The following is a 21,066-nucleotide window of genomic DNA, read 5'->3' as shown; positions in this document are numbered from 1 at the left end:
CTTTTCAATTTTGAAATATCTACTTACGCTATTTGCAATCACGCTTTTTAACACAAGTTCTGCTCAGTTCTTTGAGACTGATGATTTTTTACATTTTGGTGTTGGAGCGATATTTTCAGGTGCTACATATTCTATAGTATACAACAAAACAAAAAATAAAAAGAAAGCGTTTTGGTATAGTTTCGGTGCGACAACACTACTTGGTTTATCCAAGGAAATCCACGATGGTTATATTATTAGCGGAAAATTTGATACTGGTGAAGCCGTAGCAACATCAATTGGTTCATTATCTGCTAATTATACGTTTAATATTTTTACAGGTAAACGAAAAAAGAAGAAACAAGATAAAACAATAGCTTTGCTTACGCAATAAGTTTTTGTACAATGGTTTTAACAGGAAGAATAGCTTTGGTATGTTCTATACTTGGACCAGCAACCCAAACCGTTTTGTAGGTCGCTTTTTTAGCTGCATTTTCTGTGGCTTTCATTCCGATTGAAAAACGCACCATTTTCACCCATTTTTTTAGGCTTTTATTCTTATTAAGTAAATTTTCTAACCACGTGGCTTTAGTACCTATTTTTTGAACATATGGTGTGTTGATAACTGTACACGGTGTTCCAGAAATGCGTTCGGTCATAATAATATCTTCTGCTCCGTAGTCAACACAAGCTTGTTTATAATCGTCTGTAACTCCTGCTTCTATGGACGCAATAAACGGACTTCCTACTGAAACTCCTGCTGCTCCATAACTCAACATTCTGTCGATATCTGCTTTGCAACCGACTCCACCTGCTGAAATTACAGGTATGCTTAATGCTTCACTTAATTGATTGGTTAATGCCTCTGGAGATAAATTACCTCTATGTCCACCAGCTTCATTATTAACAGCGATCGCAGCATCTGCTCCTAATTGTTCTACTTTTTTAGCAAATCGTAAATCGGTAACATCACAAAACACCTTGATGCCTGCTGCGTGAGCTTGGCGAATGGTTTCTTCCGGACTGCCTAATGAGGTGATGATAAAATCACAGCCTTCCTCACATATCACTTCAAGCTGTCCTTTGTATTTAACGTTAGATTTGTTTACAATAAGATTGAAACCAAATGATCCACCATCTACTTTATTCTCTTTTAGTTCTTTTAGTGCTGCTCTTAACTCGTCTAATGTTCTGTAGTTTAATGCAGGAATACAACCAGCAATGCCACCTTTCATAGCTTCTGTAACCATAGCTACATTAGAGACCAAGAACATAGGTGCTTGGATGATTGGATATGTAATGTTGAGTAATTCGGTGAGTTTGGTTTGCATAATTTTTTGATAATTTGCTCAAAGATACTAAAATATATTATGCATGCATAGTAGTTGCTATTCCAAAAAACGATAATAGCCACACTTTAAGTAAGCGCCTTCGGGAAATGTAATCGGATGATCACTATCGTGCTTCGTTTTAAGTACGGTTTCAAACAGTCGTGATTGTGAATTCAAAACTCTTGAATTTAAATCGAAAAACGATTGTGCTAAAATTCTAGAAGAACAAGAGGCTAAAACCAACATACCTTTTTCTGAGGTCAACTTCTCACCTAGCGCTGCTAATTGTGCGTATTTCTTTTTGGCCAAATCAATTTCAGATTGCTGCTTTGCGAAACTTGGTGGATCTATAACAACGACATCATACGTTTTTCCTTTGTCAATTAAAGCTTTCATTTCAGCAAAAGCATCACCTGAAATGGTTTTATGCTTACCAATATAATCGTTTAACTTTCCATTTTCGCGCGCCATATCTAAAGCTTGCTTACTAATATCTAAACTTGTAACCTCAGTTGCGCCATTAGCCAAAGCATGCACTGAAAACCCTCCTGCATAAGAAAAGACATCTAAAACCGACTTTTCCTTACTCAATTCACCAACACGTTTTCTATTGGCACGATGGTCTAAAAAATAGCCAGTTTTGTGCCCCTTGATGACATTCGCTGAAAAATTAACTCCGTGTTCTACAAATTGTACCACTTCATTTTTAAGCGTTCCGAAAATGACTTTTCCATCTTCTAAATTATGCTTATGGCTGTTTTGTAAGCTTCTACTTAAACGCATTACTACGGTTTCGGCTTTTGAAATTTTCTGTAAACTTTCTAAAATAGATTCTAAATACGGTAACCATATTTCAGAATATAACTTCACGACTAAAACAGTAGCATACACATCTGCAATTAGGCCAGGAAAACCGTCATTTTCGCCAAATAATAAACGATAACTGTTGGTGTTGGTTTGAAGCAGTTCTGAGCGTTTCTCAAAAGCTAATTCTATTTTATGATGAAAAAAATCGGCATTGATGTCTACTTTCGTTTCCGCATTATGAATCATTTTTATGCGAATTGGAGATTCCGCATCATACAAGCCTAAACCCACAACCTTATTTTTGTTTTTACTAAAGATAATCGCTAAATCACCTGTTTTGGCGTCGTCATTAATCTTTACAATACTGTTCGAAAATACCCAAGGATGGCCTTTTACTACAAATTGTTCGCCTTTAGCGTTTAGTTTGATAGCTAAGCGTTTAGGATTGTAATTGGATTTTATTTTGTCTAAAAAAAGCATTTATTTAATTGTTAATTTGAATTGAAACTATTCAGATTGGCAGATAGTTAATTACATGCCTAACCTTTATTATTACTATCGCGTTCCAACGTTTTTGGATTGTTCAAAATATAATGTCTTATGTTATTTAATGCCTCTTTATTTCGAATAATATGGTCATAAAATCTAGATTGCCACCCAAAATTAGTATCAGCATATGCTTTGTTTATTTCAAATGTGCATCGTCCTTTATACCATCTGATAACACGTGATATGTTTTTATGAAACATTGGATTGTGTTGTCCTGTTATTCCACCTGTGGTAGAATTCATTGTTGGATTTTTTGTAGAGACGCGATTAATCGCGCCTCTAACACCGAACGCATCATTATTATCGATCCATAAAACACCGTGAATATGATTAGGCATCACCACCATGTCATCCAAAAAAATAAATGGAAATTGTTCTGGAATTACATTCCAGAATTTCTGAACCAATTGCCCTAATCCATTCAAAATCATCTTTCCATTTTCAATTTTACCAAAAAAACAGTCTCTATTTGCAGTACAGATTGTAATAAAGTAAGCACCATTAGACGAATAATCATAACCTTTTAATCGTGCTGACGGAATTCTATATTTTTCTTTAAATTTTGGTGCTGACATGTTAGTCATCATTATAATTAATGGTTTTTTGTAAACATAGCTCTATTAAATGTATTTCTTTTTTATTCAGTTTCGTTTATTTTTAAGAGTATGATACTAAAATATATCTTCATAAAAGTAACTAAAAACGATATTATAAATAATTGAAATTATAGAAACAGCCTATTTACAACCAAACACTAATCAAAAAAACGCAACCAAATTAATGATTGCGTTTTATAAACTATTTATGTTTTTCGAAAAGATACTCAGACAAACTGAGCATAAGCGATTCACACAATTCCGAAAAAAATTGGGATTGGTTCTCTGCTTACTTCACTTCCTCAAAATCCACATCTTCTACATCAGAATTTTCGTCAGCTGGTTGCTCTGCTCCTGCTTCAGGACCTGCAGCTCCACCTTGAGCATCTGCTTGTGCTTTGTACATTTCTTCGCTTGCTACTTTCCATGCTTCGTTGATTTTCTCTAAAGCGGGTTCAATCACTGCGATATCTTTTGTTTCGTAAGCTTTTTTCAATTCTTCGAGTGCTGCTTCAATTGGTGCTTTCTTATCATCAGATAATTTATCACCAAATTCTTTCAGCTGACTTTCTGTTTGAAAAATCATAGAATCTGCTTCGTTTAATTTCTTAGCATTTTCTGCAGTTTTAGCATCTGCTTCTGCATTTGCTTCCGCATCAGCTTTCATCTTTTGGATTTCTTCTTCTGTTAATCCAGATGATGCTTCGATTCTAATATCTTGTGTTTTATTTGTTGCTTTATCTGTAGCAGATACTTTAATGATACCATTGGCATCAATATCAAACGTTACTTCAATCTGAGGTGTGCCTCGTCTTGCTGGTGGAATGCCATCTAAATGGAAACGACCAATCGTTTTGTTATCTGCTGCCATAGGACGCTCGCCTTGTAATACGTGAATCTCTACTGATGGCTGATTGTCTGCCGCTGTTGAAAATACTTGCGATTTCTTTGTTGGAATCGTTGTATTTGCCTCAATTAAATTAGTCTTCACATTACCCATAGTTTCAATACCAAGTGATAACGGAGTTACATCTAATAAAAGAACATCTTTTACATCACCAGATAATACACCACCTTGGATACCTGCTCCTAAAGACACCACTTCATCAGGATTTACACCTTTACTTGGTGCTTTTCCGAAGAATTTCTCAACAGCAGCTTGTACAGCAGGAATACGTGTTGATCCACCTACTAAAATAACTTCGTCAATATCAGACTTAGATAAACCTGCTGCTTTTAAAGCTGTTTCACAAGGCTCGATAGTACGTTTGATTAAATCGTCTATTAACTGCTCAAATTTAGAACGTGTTAAGGTACGTACCAAGTGCTTAGGTCCACTAGCAGTAGCAGTCACATAAGGTAAGTTGATTTCAGTTTGTGCAGAAGACGATAATTCAATCTTCGCTTTTTCAGCAGCTTCTTTTAAACGCTGTAAAGCCATAGGATCTTTACGCAAGTCCATAGACTCGTCTGCAATAAATTCTTCAGCTAACCAATCGATAATACGCTGATCCACATCATCACCACCTAAGTGCGTATCACCATCTGTAGATAATACTTCAAATACACCATCTCCTAATTCTAAGATAGATACATCATGTGTTCCACCACCAAAATCGAAAACAACGATTTTTTGATCGGTTCCTTTTTTGTCCATGCCATAAGCTAATGCCGCAGCAGTTGGCTCGTTGATAATACGACGTACTTTTAAACCTGCAATCTCTCCAGCTTCTTTCGTAGCTTGACGCTGCGAATCATTAAAATATGCTGGTACTGTAATTACAGCTTCAGTAACATCTTGTCCTAAATAATCCTCAGCCGTTTTCTTCATTTTTTGAAGAATCATTGCCGATAATTCTTGTGGTGTATATAAACGACCATCGATATCTACTCTTGGAGTATCGTTGTCACCTTTTACCACTTTATATGGTACGCGTTCTGCTTCTTTTTTAGATTCAGAATACTTGTTACCCATAAAACGTTTAATAGAATAAACTGTTTTTGTTGGGTTAGTTACTGCTTGTCTCTTTGCTGGATCACCAACTTTAATTTCACCACCTTCTACGAAAGCGATAACCGAAGGTGTTGTTCTTTTACCTTCAGCGTTTGGGATTACAACAGGCTCGTTACCTTCCATTACGGAAACACAAGAGTTTGTTGTACCTAAATCAATTCCAATAATCTTACTCATAATATGTATGTTGTTAATAGTTTTCCGTTTGCACGAAAAAGTGTGTTATTATTTTTTAAATTCGATTACTAATAGTCAATGATTATGCCATGACAAAAAATATGACATGATGTCACCTTGAAGTTGAAGATGAAGATGAAGATGAAGATGAAGATGAAGATGAAGATGAAGATGAAGATGAAGATGAAGATGAAGATGAAATTAAAATTGTAAATGGAAAAGACCAATACTTCAAGAAATAAAAGAGTTACAATTATTGACTTTGGTACATGATTTGATACTTTTACAGAAAACCTTAACATTATGAGACATATATTATCTTTTATTACAGTATTTGCTTTATTATTTACCTCTTGTACAGGACCACAAGGCCCTCCAGGTTTTGATGGCTTACAAGGACCTCCAGGTTTTGATGGAGAAACATTTATAGGTTCTGCTTTTGAAATTGTAATTGATTTTAATGCCGATAATAATTTTGAATTTTTTGAACCTTATGGTTTCGAAGTATTCCCGTCTGACGTGACTTTAGTTTATATCGAATGGGATCTAGACAATGGAGAATCTATTTGGAGACTGTTACCACAAACTGTATACTTTGACAATGGTAGTGTCTTGGTCTATAATTTCGATTTTACCCAACAAGATGTTCGGTTTTTCTTAGATGGTACGGCTAACTTCAATACGTTAGATCCAGTCTGGACGCAAAGCCAAGCCTTCAGAGTAGTCGTTTTACCTGCCGATAATGTTGATGGTATAGATATAACAGATTACAATGCAGTATCAAATGCAAATAATTTAGAAACTTTTGACATACGATAGATTTTAATCAAGAAATTTAAGGTCCGAAAAATTTCAAGTTTTCGGACTTTTTTTTGCTTTCATTTTTTTTGAAAACAACTAACAGTGCGCTAACAAAATGTATATTTGTAGCTCATTTAAAACGTTTTCGTAAATGGAATGTATTTCAGTTTTTGATATGCTTAAAATTGGTGTAGGACCTTCTAGTTCACACACTTTAGGACCTTGGCGCGCTGCCGAACGTTGGATTAAAGAATTAAAAACTAAAAATCGTTTTGATAAGATTGAGCAGATTACCATAGACTTATATGGTTCGCTATCATTAACCGGAAAAGGCCACGCTACAGATTATGCAGTGATTCTTGGTTTAACAGGTGCTGATCCTGAACGGATTCCTGTTGAACATATAGATGCTATTATTGCCGATGTTAAAACCACTAATGTTTTAATGTTGAATAATGAGAAAGCGATTCCGTTTAATTTTAAAACCAATATTGTCTTCAACCGAAAATTTTTGCCGTTTCATTCTAACGGCATGGTATTTACGGCTCTTATTAATGGCAGAAATTATAAATCGACCTACTACTCTATTGGAGGTGGCTTTGTAGTGCAAGAAGAACGAAAAATTTCTAAAGCTAATAAAATCATTTTCTATTGTACGTTTCCTTATCCTGTATCTTACGGAGAGGAACTTCTTAAATTCTGTAATCAGTTGCAATTGCCAATTTCTGGTGTAGTTTTAGAAAATGAAAAATCGATACGCAAAGAAACCTCAATAGATTATGAATTAAAACGCATTTGGAACACCATGCTAGAATGCATGTATGTTGGCTGCCATACCGAAGGTAATTTGCCTGGAGGTTTAAATGTAAGACGACGTGCTTTTGATATTCATAAAAATTTAATTGGAGATCATACATACGAAAATCCACAGGAATGGCTAGAAACTATAAGAACGACAGAGGTTAAATTCCGACAAATCTTAAAATGGGTCAGTTGTTTTGCTTTGGCTGTTAATGAAGTTAATGCCTCTTTAGGTCGTGTGGTTACCGCACCAACAAATGGAAGCGCAGGAGTCATTCCATCCGTATTGATGTATTATCTTGTGATTGAAAACCATGACGCTGATTTTGAACATATCAAAAAATTCTTACTAGTCGCAGGCGAAATTGGTAGCATCTTTAAAAAAGGAGCGACGATTAGTGCTGCCATGGGAGGCTGCCAAGCTGAAATTGGAGTATCATCAGCAATGGCTGCTGGTGCTTTATGCGAACTACTAGGAGGCACACCAGAACAAGTTTTAGTTGCAGCAGAAATTGCTATGGAACATCACCTCGGCTTAACCTGTGATCCTATTGGAGGATTGGTACAAATTCCTTGTATAGAACGTAACTCAATGGGAGCAATTAAAGCGATTAGCGCTGCAGAGTTAGCCTTAAATACAGATCCTAAAAATGTAAAAGTACCTTTAGATAAAGTGGTGGCTACCATGTGGGAAACGGCTAAAGATATGAGCTCTAAATACAAAGAAACATCGGAAGGTGGTTTAGCTGTTGGTGTTAATTTATCTGATTGTTAGGAAAAAGTCCATCCCAACCTATCAACTTCCATCAGCACAGGCTCGGAAAGCAGTTCTCAACTCGATAAAAATATAAAAACGTTTAATCTTAGGCCTAATTTGTTAACTAGATTAAACAAAAGTGTCATAATTCTCATTATTTTTACAATCAACCAATAATAAATCAATGTCAACAGCGAAAAAAGAATACAAAAGAATTACCGTAAAGACTTTAGTAGATATGAAATCTAAAGGCGAAAAAATATCGATGCTTACGGCTTATGATTATACCATGGCTAAAATTGTTGATGGCGCTGGTATTGATGTGATTTTAGTTGGCGATTCTGCAAGTAATGTTATGGCTGGTCACGAAACGACGTTGCCAATTACTTTAGATCAGATGATTTATCACGCATCGTCTGTAGTGAGAGCCATAGAACGTTGTTTAGTGGTTGTCGATTTGCCTTTTGGAAGTTACCAAAGTGATCCAAAAGAAGCGTTGCGTTCTGCGATTAGAATTATGAAAGAATCAGGAGGCCATGCCGTAAAAATGGAAGGTGGAAAAGAGGTGAAAGAATCTATAAAACGTATTCTTAATGCTGGAATTCCTGTGATGGGCCATTTAGGATTAACTCCACAATCCATTTATAAATTCGGAACATACACGGTTAGAGCCAAAGAAGAGCAAGAAGCTGAGCAGTTAAAAGAAGATGCATTAATGCTTGAAAAAGCAGGCTGTTTTGCTATTGTATTAGAAAAAATACCTGCCAAATTAGCTGAGGAAGTAGCTAAAAGTGTTTCAATTCCTGTCATTGGTATTGGTGCTGGTAATGGTGTTGACGGCCAAGTTTTAGTGACCCATGACATGATTGGGATGACCCACGAGTTTAACCCACGTTTTTTGCGTCGTTACATGAATTTATATGAAGAGATGACGAGTGCTTTTGATAAGTATGATAAGGATGTGAAAAGTGGAGACTTTCCTAGTGAAAAGGAGCAGTATTAATAGAAGCCCCTTTAATTCCCCAAAGGGTATGACACAACCACCAAATTAGTATTTACTATTAAATCTAGAAATTTACTATTTTAATATTTTAGGTCATGAATTTGATTTTAAGAATTATTACAGGTTTGATTCTAAATTACCCAGGTGCGTTTATTAGATGGTTACTTTTTGAAAAGAATGAGCCTTACTCATATTATTTGAAAGACATTTCCGTGAACAATTTTATTTCAATTATGACAATGACCATGTTAATGATTTTATATATTATTATATTTAATTGATAAAACTAGAAATGTCAAAAAAAATTCTATCAAACAAAACCAATCTACAAGTCCTTTTTGAAGACAATCACATTATCATCGTAAACAAACGTGCTGGTGATATTGTACAGGGAGATAAAACTGGTGATAAACCACTAAGTGAGGTTGTTAAATCGTATCTTAAAGACAAATACAACAAAGAAGGAAACGTTTATTTAGGTGTTGTGCATCGTTTAGATCGACCAACCACAGGTATTGTTCTATTTGCTAAAACTAGTAAAGCCTTACCTCGACTCAATAAACTATTTGCAGAAAAAACCGCTAAAAAAACATATTGGGCTTTGGTTAAAAATCCGCCACCAAACACTAATGACACCCTTATTCATTGGTTAAAAAAGAATCCTAAAAATAATAAATCAACAGCTTATAAAAAAGAAGTCGATGGTAGTAAAAAAGCAATTTTGCATTACCAAATAAAACAAACTTTAGATAATTTTAATTTACTGGAAATCGATCTAGAAACTGGGCGTCATCATCAAATTAGAGCGCAATTATCATCTATTGGTTGTCCAATAAAAGGAGATTTAAAATACGGATTTGACCGCAGTAATAAAGATGCAAGTATTAGCCTACATGCTAGAACATTACGTTTTGTTCATCCTATAAAAAAGGAAGAGATTTTCATTACAGCTCCATTGCCAAATGATCCACTTTGGAAGGCTTGTAGTATTTAAATAAACTTGTAAGGATAATTTAAATTAAGTGTTGTGCCTTTTGCTATTTGAGATTCTAAATTAAATTTAGCTTGAATTAATTCTGCTCTTTTTTCCATATTGATTAAACCAGAACCCTTTTCTACAGCGGCCAAATCAAAACCGTTTCCGTCATCTTCTGCTATTATATTTAGACTGTCTTGTGCATAATCTATTGTAATGTTTAAATGATTAGCCTCAGCATATTTAAGTGTATTTGAAGAAAACTCTTGAAGTATTCGAAACAAGATAATTTCATCTTTCTTATTTTCAAAATTCACTTTCTCGCCATATATAGTAACCGTAGAATTAATAAGACCTGTTTTATTTAAACGCTTAATTTCATTTTCTACTGTCGTATCAAAACCTAGATTAAAAATAACATCACTGTTAAGTGATTTAGACAGGGCTCTAACCTCGTCTAAAGTACTTTTAAGAGTTTCAGCAGCATTAGTCACTTTAATCTTGGCAGTATCAGTAACAATATTTGCAGCCGCATTCATTTGCATTGTTGACATTACAAGCATTTGTCCAATATTATCATGTAATTCTCTACCAACATGTCTGAGAGTTTCTTCTTGAATCTCCTGTTGTGTTAGTATTATTTCTTTGTCGAATTGTTGTTGCTGCTTAATCTTATCTCTAATTAGTTGATTTTTGCGTTTTTGAAACATAACAAAAAACATAACAAAAGTAACTACCAAAATTAGAGTAATAAAAATAACATATGAAATTAAGGCAATCTCCTCGTTACTAATTGTTTTTTGAGATGCAACGGATAAAGAAAACCAAAGGTGTAGCATGAGTATAAAAGTATAAGGGAAATGAAAAGATAAAACTGTCTAAATTCAACAAAATTTGGGTTAATAGCTCTAAAATAACCATTAAAAATGAACAAAGGGCAAACACCAAGAAACCATAGTAAAAGACCAGAACTTATATAAAAATAAGGTGATTTATAAAAAAATAAGATTTTATCACTCTTAAACAAATGCCTATAGTAGAGCATAACAAAAAGGAAAACAATTAGTGTCTCTACTAAAAAATTATAGGGTATTGACATCACAAAAAAATTACCCGATAGCACATAATATACTATTGTAAATATAATATATAATACCACTGAGAAATTGACAATTGTTTTATCTCTATTTACCTTGAGAATGCGTTTAAAAAACAATCCAAAAAAGAACACGGAAGCCATGTCAAACAAGTTATAAAGCCATGTATTATAACAAAATACACTGTTCTTAATCGAGATAAAAATTTCATTATCGAAATTATACTGAAGCAAATGGCCATACATACCTAAAGTTTCAACAACCACAACCAACCAAAGAAACCAAACAAAAGGTCTAACTTTTTTGTCTTCTGTTTTTAGATAATAATAAGAACCTGCTAATGCAGCTATTAATTCAAATAGATGAAAGACAAAATCGTTAAACCCCATTTTGGTATTTTAAAACTTTTTATTGAGGATAGTTGGCTCCTGGTGGCTTACCTTGCCCGCCAAAATTCAATCCATCCGAGCCATTTAAATCATTACCTCCACCTTGTAACGAAAAGAAATTCCCTTCCGATGTACCATCATAACCAGTTGGTACAAAAAGTAATGTGGTTAAGCCTTTTTCACCATTAGCATCTGGATAAGCTCCTAAATACAAACGTAAACCATCTAATGTTTTCTTGTTAGCATTCGCTTGCTCCTTAGCATAGCGTAAAAACTGTTCAATATCTTCTAATTTATACCATGACGATCTGTTATCACCTGTTTTAGATCCCTTAAACAAAGAATCATTAATAATATCATAACGCTGATTATAAGCCTGTGTCATGCTTTTTATTTTTGCAGGTGAAATAATACCCGATGGTGGTTTAACCATCTGTGGTGCTTCCATCATATCGACTTCATTTTTAGAAGAATAAGCATACATAGCAAGCGCACCTAAAACAATTCCTACAATTAATAGTCCAAAATTTTTCATAATAATAATCTGATTTTTAGTTAATAGCGGTTGTAAATTATCAATTTTATTCTAAAAACAAGTCTTTTAACGGACGTATTCTGACGTTATAATTCACTTCGTCTCATTTTCAAGCCATTAGCTGTTGTCTTCTGGCTTAAAATGTTAAGGCTCCTTTCTGTAAGTTGTAATATTCTTGGATATCCACCTGTTGTTTGAGCATCTCGCATTAACACTATGAGTTGCCCAGATGGTGTTAATTGAACTGTTCCCGGCAGAACTGGTACTGTTAAAATCGGTTCTAAGGTATTTTGAAGTAAAGGCAGTAGCTGATAAGCCATGCGATTATTGTTTTTTGATACTTGAAACGCTTCTGTAAAAAGCATATTTTGTTGTGCTATTGAAAGCTTATCGAATTCAGGACCTACTGTGACCTCGAGAACAGTTTCATTTAAGTATGACGCATTGGGTATTAGTTTTGCATGATTTTTAGATGTGATGTCCGTAGTATTTTCAAATTCTAATTCATCATTCTTAACAAGTCTTATTTTTTTGGAAATGCCCTTTGCCATGCTTCTGCTGCCTAAAACCATTTCGGTTAAAAACCCACCTTTTACAGCCATATAAGTTCTAAAGCCATTGGATGCACTTTTAAAACTCAATATATCATTGGGCTTCACCTTAATTGATTTAAATAGATCTATCGACTTCCCATTCAGTTCAGGTTGCATATTTGCACCTGTTATGGCAATTATAGTGAGTGTTGTAAATTGCAATTCGGCACCAACCATGGTCATTTCCAAAACAGCATCTTCTTTGCTATTGCCCAAAAGCGCATTTGCAAATTCACCAGCATAAACATCCATGACACCAGAAACTGGTACACCATAATGGCGATGTCCAAAACGACCTTGATCTTGTATGGTGGAATAAAATCCTGCTTTTAGTACTTTAATCATGAACTAAAAGGGTTTTATAGTTGAACGTTGAATTTGCAATATCCTTTTGAATTTTGAAATATTCTGATGTTGAAATGGATTGAAACTTTATGTGATCACCAGCTTTGACAAAACAAGGAGGCTGTTGTTTTGTATTGAACAATTCTACTGGCGAATTCCCAATAATATGCCAACCACCAGGACTGTCTTGTGGGTAAATTCCGGTCTGATGTCCTCCGATGCCAACCGATCCTTTTTTAACATTTAAATTAGGTGTTGTTTTTCGATCTAAATGCAAAGTTGAATCCAATCCTCCTAAGTATAAAAAGCCAGGTAAAAACCCGATAAAATAGACCGTGTAAATAGCTTCGGAATGTCGCTGAATAACATGAGATTTCGAAAGGTTAATTTCTTTGGAATAATGATCTAAATCCAAACCAAATTCCACATCATAACAGACTGGAATTTGAAACGTTTTGGAATCGGCTAATTCCGCGTTAATTTGACTATTGTAACATTGTTTTAAATAAAAAAAAACATCATTGACGTTATCAATAGTGCTATCGTAAATTATTAAAATTGAATTATATACACATACTAATTCAACCTTTTGTTTAATATATTTGTTTTCAATTTTATTTTTAAATTCGAGTATATCTTGAAGTATCATATCATCAATAATGGCTGGCCATTCTATCAGAACAGAACGCTCATTATATTGCGAATATTTAAGATGATAAGTCATAAACACCTACTGTATTTTGATGCCGTTTTTGAGTAATTCTTGATTTAGAAATTTCAAGATTTCGACCGCATTTTTGGTGTCACCATGTACGCAAATCGTATCTACTTTTATAGGAACTTCTAAGCTATTAAAAGTTGTGATTTTTTGCTGAACTATCATATGCAACACATGATTTAAAACGGCCTCTTTTTCATGTAAAATAGCATGATTATTTTTTCGAGACACTAAAGATAAATCGTCATTATAATTTCGATCCGCAAAACCTTCAAAGATCACTTCAATGTTTTCCTGTTTGGCTATTTTAGCTATTTCAGAATTATATGGCGCGTATAATTTCAACGCTGAATCATTCAAACTTTTAATAACAGTTACTATAATTTTAGCAGTAGCTATATCTTTTGCAGCTAAATTATAAAGTGCACCATGAGGTTTTACGTGATTTAAGCGCATACCTACTATTCTAGCTACTTTTTCTAAATCCAAAATTTGTGCTAAAAGATTGGTATATAATTCTTCATGAGATATTTCCATAGGTAAACGCCCAAAATTTGCTTTATCAGGAAACGAAGGGTGTGCGCCAATTTTTACATTATTTGACTTAGCGAGCTTAACTACAGTCATCATCGTTTGTAAATCGCCAGCATGGCCTCCACAGGCTATATTGCACGAAGAAAGAAATGGCATAAGTTCTAACTCGTTACCAAAGCCTTCTCCGACATCTGCATTAAGATCTATGTAAATTAATTTTTTCATTTTAAACCATCTTAAATACACTCAAAATTCCTTTTAGGCCTAAAAAGATCGTAATTACTAAAATCATGAACCCTAAAACATTCTGAAGTTTTGAATTTTTATACCTTCCTAAAACAGTAGATTTATTCATAACCCATAATAAGAATCCTGCGATAATTGGCAATAACAATCCATTAGCTACTTGGGCAAACTTTATAATCTCAATAGATTTGAATCCTATGGTTGAAAAAACAATTCCTAAACCTAGAATGAACATCCAAACGGCTCTAAACTTTACAGACTTTAAATGGGCTTCCCAACCCAAACAACCACTTGCTACAAAAGCAGCTGCTAAAGGAGCTGTGATGGCACTTGTAATTCCTGCAGCAAACAAGCCAATGGCTAAAAAATATTTAGCATAAGCGCCAAATAAAGGTTCTAATCCTTTTGCCAAATCAGATGCATTTGAAATATCTTGCGAAGGTATCGCAGAAGCCGAAATGATGATACACATAGATACTATACCACCTAAAACAACCGCAATCATCGTATCTTTTCTTGCAAAACCCAAATCGCTTTTAGCTTTCCATTTGGTTTTAGCTAATGAGGCGTGTAAAAATAAATTATAAGGTACTACTGTGGTGCCAATCAACCCGATAATTGTTAAAATACTACCTTTTGGAAACTTGGGTAACGCTATACTTTTAAGAATCTCTAAAAGATTAGGTTTGGTAATAATGGCTGTAGTTAAAAAAGCTATACTCATTAGTATCACCAGAAAAACCAATACTTTTTCTAAAACTTTATAATTTCCAATATATAACAAAACAAAAGCGACTAGACCAATTATTAAACTCATACTATTGAGTTTTAAGTTTCCTAATTCTATTATTGGATTTCCAAATAACGTCTGCACACCTAACGCTCCTCCGCTAATATTTCCGGCTTCGTAAGCGGCGTTTCCAATAACAATGGCGCTTAAAATTAAAACAATGGCAAAACCACGAAGTATGGGATGCTTTATTTCAGATCTTATAATTTCCGACAAGCCTTTTTGAGAAACAATACCTAAACGTGCTGCCATTTCTTGAAGCACAATAGTGGCAACTATAGACAAAACCATAGCCCAAAGCAAAGCGTAACCAAAGTTAACACCAGCTAATGTACAAAGTGTTACCGTACCTGGACCAATAAAAGCAGCAGCTACCAAGGGTCCTGGCCCAATGTTTTTGAAGAATTTTGAAATCATTTCTCCATAGAATTCAAGGCGTAGATTGCAAAACTGCCGAGCCAATGACCACCTTCATAACTATCGCCAACAATACTTGGTAAAGAATAATTGATATGTTTATTTGCTATATTTTGCAGGTGTTGATAGTCTGGTAAATCTTCGGCAATATAATTTAAACTCCATGCTCTCGAAAAATTGACACCATCTAAATGCACTAATTTACCATCTGTTCTATCTGAAACTTCACCTACAGACCAATCAAAATTGTTATCACTGAGTTCTGGTAAAAAATCGTTGAGCCAGATTTTAAACGGTTCAGGTTCTAAAACCCGTTTCATTAAAGCAGCTTCCTCTAAGCAAGGAGACAAAAAATCAAAACCGCTTGGCTCCCATTCTAACGGACAGTCTTGATCACTTTCATAAAAATCTTTGGCTCTTTTTTCAATTAAAGTTTTTAATTCAACATGATTTACCGCAATAGCATAATCGTAAGCAAAGCTTAATCCGAATGCCGTATTAGGATGCTCTCCTACGCGAATAGGATAATTGAGTTTTGGTAAAAATTCCAAATATTTAGCGACGATAAGGTCAGTTAAAGGTTGAAGATTTATCTCTGCTTTTTTTGCAACGATATGATCCCAAGTATGCAATTCTTCGGCCAGTTTAAGTAACCAAGCCCAGCCATAGGTGCGTTCGAAAGATTTATTATACTGACCATCAAAATATCGTAATTCTTGTTCTATATTTTCTTTTGAAATATTTTGAAGTAGTTTTTGTGCGATTTCAGTTTTGTTTTCCAAGTCCGGAAATTGTTTTAAAAGCGACACCAAACTCCAGTGTCCATGAACAGCAGAATGCCAATCGAAACAGCCATAAAAAGCTGGATGCAACGCTTTTGGTGATTTTAAATCTGACGCACTCGCGATGGTTTGATTGAGCTTGTTGGGATACTCTGTATGCATACAATGCAGAGGTAATTGCGCTAATCGGTTAGCCTGTTCTAGATTTAGGATTGGTTTTTGAGCTATTTCTACGTTTTTCGAAGTCGTTTCAGAGGCTGCTTGTTCTTCTTTTTGGATTTCTTTTTCAGAATTGTTGCAGCTGAATGCTAGAATGATGATTAAAATGGAAAATAATTTTCTCATAAGTATTGATGATTTCTGTTTAATGATTAGATTCCTGACTTTACTTCGACTACGCTCAGCAACCACGCAGAAATTTGTTATCCCAACCAGCCATCGCGATCTAAACTGCGATATTGAATGGCTTCACTAATGTGAGCGCCAAGCACATCCTTAGAACCTTCAAGATCTGCTATAGTTCTTGACACTTTCAAAATACGATCGTAAGCTCTAGCAGATAAATTTAAACGTTCCATAGCTGATTTTAAAAGCTGCATGGAAGCTTCTTCCAATTTACAATACTTTCGGATTTGTTTGGTATTCATTTGTGCGTTGTAATGAATATTATCTAAATCCTTAAAACGTTCAGTTTGGTTTTCGCGCGCTTTGGTGACACGCTTTCTAATATCGACCGAAGATTCTCCATTGCGTTCGTCCGCTAATTTTTCAAAAGGAACTGGTGTAACCTCAATATGAATATCGATTCGGTCTAAAAGTGGCCCTGAAATTTTGCCCATATAGCGTTGCATTTCTGCTGGAGATGATGTTATGGGCGAATCTGGATCATTAAAATAACCGCTTGGACTCGGATTCATACTTGCTACCAACATAAATGAACTTGGATAGGTTACTGTAAATTTTGCCCTAGAAATGGTGACTTCCCTATCTTCTAATGGTTGACGCATCACTTCTAAAACTTCACGTTTAAATTCTGGTAATTCATCTAAAAACAAAACACCATTGTGAGATAAGGAAATTTCGCCTGGCTGTGGATAGCTTCCGCCACCAACTAAAGCTACATTTGAAATGGTGTGATGTGGGCTTCTAAAAGGTCGTTGTGCCATGAGTCCTGCATGTGCTTTTACACGACCAACAACCGAATGTATTTTAGTTGTTTCCAAAGCTTCATGCAAGGTCATTGGTGGTAAAATACTTGGCAAACGTTTGGCGAGCATTGTTTTTCCTGAACCTGGTGGGCCAATTAAAATAATATTATGACCACCTGCTGCTGCAATTTCCATACAGCGTTTTATACTTTCTTGACCTTTAACATCTGCGAAATCGAATTCTGGAAAATCTAAGTTTTTATAAAATTCTTCTCGTGTATTAATGATGGTTTGCTCTAAAGGTTCTCCTTTATCGAAATGATTAATGACTTGCATGATGTTTTCAACTCCAAAGACTTTAAGATCATCAACTATGGCAGCTTCTTTTGCATTTTGAATGGGTAAAATAATCCCTTTAAAGCCTTCTTCTCTAGCTTTTACTGCAATTGGTAGCGCTCCTTTAAAAGGTTGTAAACTACCATCTAAAGACAACTCTCCCATAATAAGATAGTCTTCTAAATTTTCGGCTTTAATTTGGTCTGATGCTGCTAAGATTCCGATAGCTAAGGTTAAATCGTAAGCCGAACCTTCTTTTCGTAAATCGGCAGGAGCCATATTGATGGTGATTTTTTTACCTGGAATTTTATAACCATTATTTTGAAGTGCTGCTGCAATACGGTAGTTACTTTCTTTAATGGCATTATCTGGTAAGCCTACTAAATGATAGCCAACACCTTTATCTATATTGACCTCGACCGTAATTGTGGAGGCTTCCACTCCGAAAACGGCACTTGCGAAAACTTTTTTGAGCATGAATTGTTATTTCTTTAAAAATAAAGATAATTCATTTATAAAAAAATTTTGATTTGAATTTCGTCAATTGACTTTAAGATTTCGAAGTTCAATGATGAAATTCTTAAACAAAAAAGAATCGTAATTAATTAAAATTACGATTCTTTCTATTTAAACTATTTGTAGCCTGTCTACTTAATAATAAGTCTACTTGTTTTAGACCAAGTATCACCAGTTACTCTCATGATATAAGTTCCTTCATCTACATTACCTACGTTATAGTTAATTACGTTGTTTCCTGTAATTACACTATACTTTCTAGGATTATTAATCATTCGTCCTCTAGCATCAAATATAACGACTTCAATATCCGTTAAAGTTCTAGAGTCTCCATAGAAATTGTTCGGTCTTTGTATATCTAATTCAATGGTAACATTAGAATTACTAGACGCTGGCACAGGATAAACTTGAACTGTTGCCTCGTTACTATTTCTATGTGCACTACTATCAACAACTACAACTTCATCAAAATCTTCACAATCAGCGCAATTAATTGCTCTTACAGTATATGTACCTGATTGCGTTACACTAATTGTTTTTTGATTGCGGTTTCCGACAATAGTTCCATCTTCAGTTGACCATTGGTAATTAACACCTTTTTCTTGACATTCACCAAGAGCAAGATTCACATCACCATTAGTATAAGTACCATCTCCTCCTGTAAGACTGTACCAACCAGAAGCTCCAAAACCTAATCTCGTAACATCACCTCCCATACCAATTTGGAATGCTGGACCCATACGTGTTGCATGGAATACACCATGATTTTGTGACGTTAAAGTACCTGAGACTTCTGTATAATACTCATAATGTGAAGCGTCATAAACTTGACAACCATTTGCATAAGGACTTCCTTGTGGTGTCGACGTTGTATAACCACTGTAAGTAAGGTCTACATAGATGACATCAATACCATTAGATACTGTTGCGACATATTTTGCCGTTCCATTATCGAATGTTTCAAAACTTTGTGCCGAAGCATTAAATTTAAATGAACCTGTTGAAGGATTAGATTTTACCCATACTTCAAACGTTCCCTGAGGACCAGAACATCTTTCTTGTTCAAGAATTGGATATACACATCCACCTGGACATAATCCCTCTGTATCTGTTGAACTCGCTGTAAGCGTTATAGTTTCATTTACACAAATATCAGTATCATCTCCTGCAAATACTTCCAAATGACATGGGTTAACAATTCCTGCGTCTACAGTCAATATATCAGTATCTAAAACTTCAAAACAATTTGTTTTTCCACTAGCATTGGCATCTGAATCTAAAGTATCATCACCATTATTATCAACAGTGAATATGTTATCTTCAGGTATGTTTATAAACATAACGTAATACTCACCGCTATTTGCACAAACTTCAAATTCATAATATCCTGCTTCATCATTTGCTGGATTAGGCGCTGTTGTAGTAGTTTCTACTAATTGATTTCCGTTACACTGAAATAACAATACAGTTACATCATTTACGCCAGAGTCAACACCCTCATCTTGTAATCCGTTTTCATTTGCATCTTCCCATACATAGTTGCCAATTTTAACCTTTTCATCTTCATGAATTGTTAACGTTGCAGTGTAAGTACAACCATGACCGTCGATCAAGTCTAATATAACTGGACTATCTGCTGAAGTGTACGTTTCTCCATCTTGAAACCAAGTGTACGATTCACCTTCACATACTGTTGCATTAGTTACAACATCTGGTGTAGCATCGAACTCATGTATGGTCAACGTTGCAGTGTAAGTACATCCATTAGCATCGGTCACGTCTATTACAACTGGACTATCCGCTGCTGTGTACGTTTCTCCATTCTGTGACCATGTGAAGTCTGAACCTGCACATATCGTTACATTTTCTACAACATCTTCTGTGACATCATTTTCATGTATGGTCAACGTTGCAGTGTAAGTACATCCATTAGCATCGGTCACGTCTATTACAACTGGACTATCCGCTGCTGTGTATGTTTCACCATTCTGTGACCATGTGAAGTCTGAACCTGCACATATCGTTACATTTTCTACAACATCTTCTGTCGCATCAAATTCATTAATCGTTAACGTTGCTGTAAATGCACAACCTTCTGGACTTGTTAAGTCTAACACTACTGGACTGTCGGCCGCTGTGTAGGTCTGACCATCTTGTGCCCAAACGTATGATGCACCTTCACATACCGTAACTTCCATTACAATTGGTGTTGCTGGATCAAACTCGTTAATTGTTAAGGTTGCTGTAAATGGACATCCATTAGCATCTGTAAGGTTTAATACCACTGGGCTATCTGCCGCTGTGTAGGTCTGACCATCTTGTGCCCAAACGTATGATGCACCTTCACATACCGTAACTTCTGTTAAGATGTTTTCTGTAATAGGGTTTACTGTTATTGTAATACCTACTTCAGCTTGACAATCAAATTGAGTACTATCCGTTACAGTAACACTATACGTTGTGTTCTCTGATGGAGTGACCGTTAATGTTGATGAAGTTGCATTAGGAATTATAACATTATTAGCTTCCCAAACAAATTGATCACCACCTGTCGCTGTCAATACAACTTCAGAACCAAAACAAATCGTTTCAGAAGAAGCGGTAACCTCTGGATTAATAACACATGGTAAAAAGATACCTGCATCAATCGTTGGATTATTTTCACCTGGCTCTAAATCGATACAAGCAGTTAAACCGTTAGCATTGCTATCAGAATCATTGGCATCATTACCACCTTGATTGGCTGGTGAGATTTCAAAACCGTTTGGTGCTATAAACTGTACGATGTAATTTACGTTAGGATCTAAATCCGTAAACGCATAGTTACCG

The 21,066-nt window shown here is 35.1% G+C and carries 18 protein-coding genes; 5 read left to right on the top strand and 13 right to left on the bottom strand.

The window, feature by feature from the left end:
- The first annotated feature begins 10 nt into the window (after window positions 1-10).
- Window positions 11-373: a hypothetical protein gene (locus tag AB8B52_RS11025; RefSeq protein WP_406028051.1), complete on the top strand. Its 363-nt coding sequence runs from the start codon at window positions 11-13 to the stop codon at window positions 371-373.
- Here AB8B52_RS11025 and AB8B52_RS11020 read toward each other — a convergent pair.
- The 4 genes from AB8B52_RS11020 to dnaK all read right to left on the bottom strand — a co-directional run bounded on the left by AB8B52_RS11020 (window position 363) and on the right by dnaK (window position 5,453).
- Window positions 363-1,310, bottom strand: coding sequence for an NAD(P)H-dependent flavin oxidoreductase (locus AB8B52_RS11020; protein WP_406028049.1), 948 nt, complete (start codon window positions 1,308-1,310; stop codon window positions 363-365). The two genes, AB8B52_RS11025 and AB8B52_RS11020, sit on opposite strands and share 11 nt — an antisense overlap.
- 57 nt (window positions 1,311-1,367) lie before the next feature.
- On the bottom strand, window positions 1,368-2,597 hold the full coding sequence (locus tag AB8B52_RS11015; protein ID WP_406028047.1) for a class I SAM-dependent rRNA methyltransferase: 1,230 nt from the start codon (window positions 2,595-2,597) through the stop codon (window positions 1,368-1,370).
- Window positions 2,598-2,656: 59 nt separating this feature from the next.
- On the bottom strand, window positions 2,657-3,253 hold the full coding sequence (locus tag AB8B52_RS11010; protein ID WP_406028045.1) for a transposase: 597 nt from the start codon (window positions 3,251-3,253) through the stop codon (window positions 2,657-2,659).
- Between the two features lie 298 nt (window positions 3,254-3,551).
- The gene (gene dnaK, locus AB8B52_RS11005; RefSeq protein ID WP_406028044.1) at window positions 3,552-5,453 is read right to left on the bottom strand and encodes a molecular chaperone DnaK; all 1,902 of its coding nucleotides are present in this window, start codon (window positions 5,451-5,453) and stop codon (window positions 3,552-3,554) included.
- Between the two features lie 303 nt (window positions 5,454-5,756).
- Between dnaK and AB8B52_RS11000 the strand changes: the two genes are divergently transcribed.
- From AB8B52_RS11000 to AB8B52_RS10985, 4 genes are all read left to right on the top strand, one after another.
- Window positions 5,757-6,272, top strand: coding sequence for a collagen-like protein (locus AB8B52_RS11000; RefSeq protein WP_406028042.1), 516 nt, complete (start codon window positions 5,757-5,759; stop codon window positions 6,270-6,272).
- A 133-nt stretch (window positions 6,273-6,405) separates the two neighbouring features.
- Window positions 6,406-7,830 (top strand): L-serine ammonia-lyase, encoded by a 1,425-nt coding sequence (locus AB8B52_RS10995; protein WP_406028040.1) that lies wholly within the window; start codon window positions 6,406-6,408, stop codon window positions 7,828-7,830.
- A gap of 166 nt (window positions 7,831-7,996) precedes the next feature.
- Complete coding sequence (gene panB, locus AB8B52_RS10990) at window positions 7,997-8,815, top strand: 3-methyl-2-oxobutanoate hydroxymethyltransferase (RefSeq protein ID WP_406028038.1); 819 nt, start codon at window positions 7,997-7,999, stop codon at window positions 8,813-8,815.
- Between the two features lie 292 nt (window positions 8,816-9,107).
- A complete protein-coding gene (locus AB8B52_RS10985) occupies window positions 9,108-9,809 on the top strand; it encodes an RluA family pseudouridine synthase (RefSeq protein ID WP_406028036.1) in 702 nt (233 codons plus the stop codon).
- On the opposite strand, the gene AB8B52_RS10980 is transcribed toward AB8B52_RS10985, so the two are convergent.
- The 9 genes from AB8B52_RS10980 to AB8B52_RS10940 form a co-directional block, all read right to left on the bottom strand.
- On the bottom strand, window positions 9,806-10,630 hold the full coding sequence (locus AB8B52_RS10980; RefSeq protein WP_406028034.1) for a sensor histidine kinase: 825 nt from the start codon (window positions 10,628-10,630) through the stop codon (window positions 9,806-9,808). The two genes, AB8B52_RS10985 and AB8B52_RS10980, sit on opposite strands and share 4 nt — an antisense overlap.
- Window positions 10,631-11,296: 666 nt before the next feature.
- A complete protein-coding gene (locus AB8B52_RS10975) occupies window positions 11,297-11,812 on the bottom strand; it encodes a hypothetical protein (RefSeq protein ID WP_406028032.1) in 516 nt (171 codons plus the stop codon).
- An 86-nt stretch (window positions 11,813-11,898) separates the two neighbouring features.
- Window positions 11,899-12,750, bottom strand: coding sequence for a biotin-dependent carboxyltransferase family protein (locus tag AB8B52_RS10970; RefSeq protein ID WP_406028030.1), 852 nt, complete (start codon window positions 12,748-12,750; stop codon window positions 11,899-11,901).
- The gene (pxpB, locus tag AB8B52_RS10965; protein WP_406028028.1) at window positions 12,743-13,474 is read right to left on the bottom strand and encodes a 5-oxoprolinase subunit PxpB; all 732 of its coding nucleotides are present in this window, start codon (window positions 13,472-13,474) and stop codon (window positions 12,743-12,745) included. Before pxpB ends, AB8B52_RS10970 begins: the two co-directional genes overlap by 8 nt.
- A gap of 6 nt (window positions 13,475-13,480) precedes the next feature.
- Window positions 13,481-14,227, bottom strand: coding sequence for a 5-oxoprolinase subunit PxpA (pxpA, locus tag AB8B52_RS10960; RefSeq protein WP_406028026.1), 747 nt, complete (start codon window positions 14,225-14,227; stop codon window positions 13,481-13,483).
- 1 nt (window position 14,228) lies between these two features.
- Window positions 14,229-15,455 carry an Nramp family divalent metal transporter gene (locus AB8B52_RS10955; RefSeq protein WP_406028024.1) on the bottom strand — a complete coding sequence of 409 codons (1,227 nt, stop codon included), beginning with the start codon at window positions 15,453-15,455 and terminating at the stop codon, window positions 14,229-14,231.
- Window positions 15,452-16,582: a DUF2891 domain-containing protein gene (locus AB8B52_RS10950; RefSeq protein ID WP_406028022.1), complete on the bottom strand. Its 1,131-nt coding sequence runs from the start codon at window positions 16,580-16,582 to the stop codon at window positions 15,452-15,454. The genes AB8B52_RS10955 and AB8B52_RS10950 overlap by 4 nt, the downstream gene beginning before the upstream one ends.
- 77 nt (window positions 16,583-16,659) lie before the next feature.
- Complete coding sequence (locus AB8B52_RS10945) at window positions 16,660-18,198, bottom strand: YifB family Mg chelatase-like AAA ATPase (RefSeq protein WP_406028020.1); 1,539 nt, start codon at window positions 18,196-18,198, stop codon at window positions 16,660-16,662.
- Window positions 18,199-18,368: 170 nt separating this feature from the next.
- On the bottom strand, window positions 18,369-21,066 hold a 2,698-nt coding region (locus tag AB8B52_RS10940; RefSeq protein WP_406028018.1), incomplete at its 5' end, for an SdrD B-like domain-containing protein.

The organism is Winogradskyella sp. (assembly GCF_045105575.1).
Taxonomy (GTDB): domain Bacteria; phylum Bacteroidota; class Bacteroidia; order Flavobacteriales; family Flavobacteriaceae; genus Winogradskyella.
The sequence above is the reverse complement of the archived record's forward strand: the minus strand, read 5'-3'. Positions and strand labels throughout refer to the sequence as shown.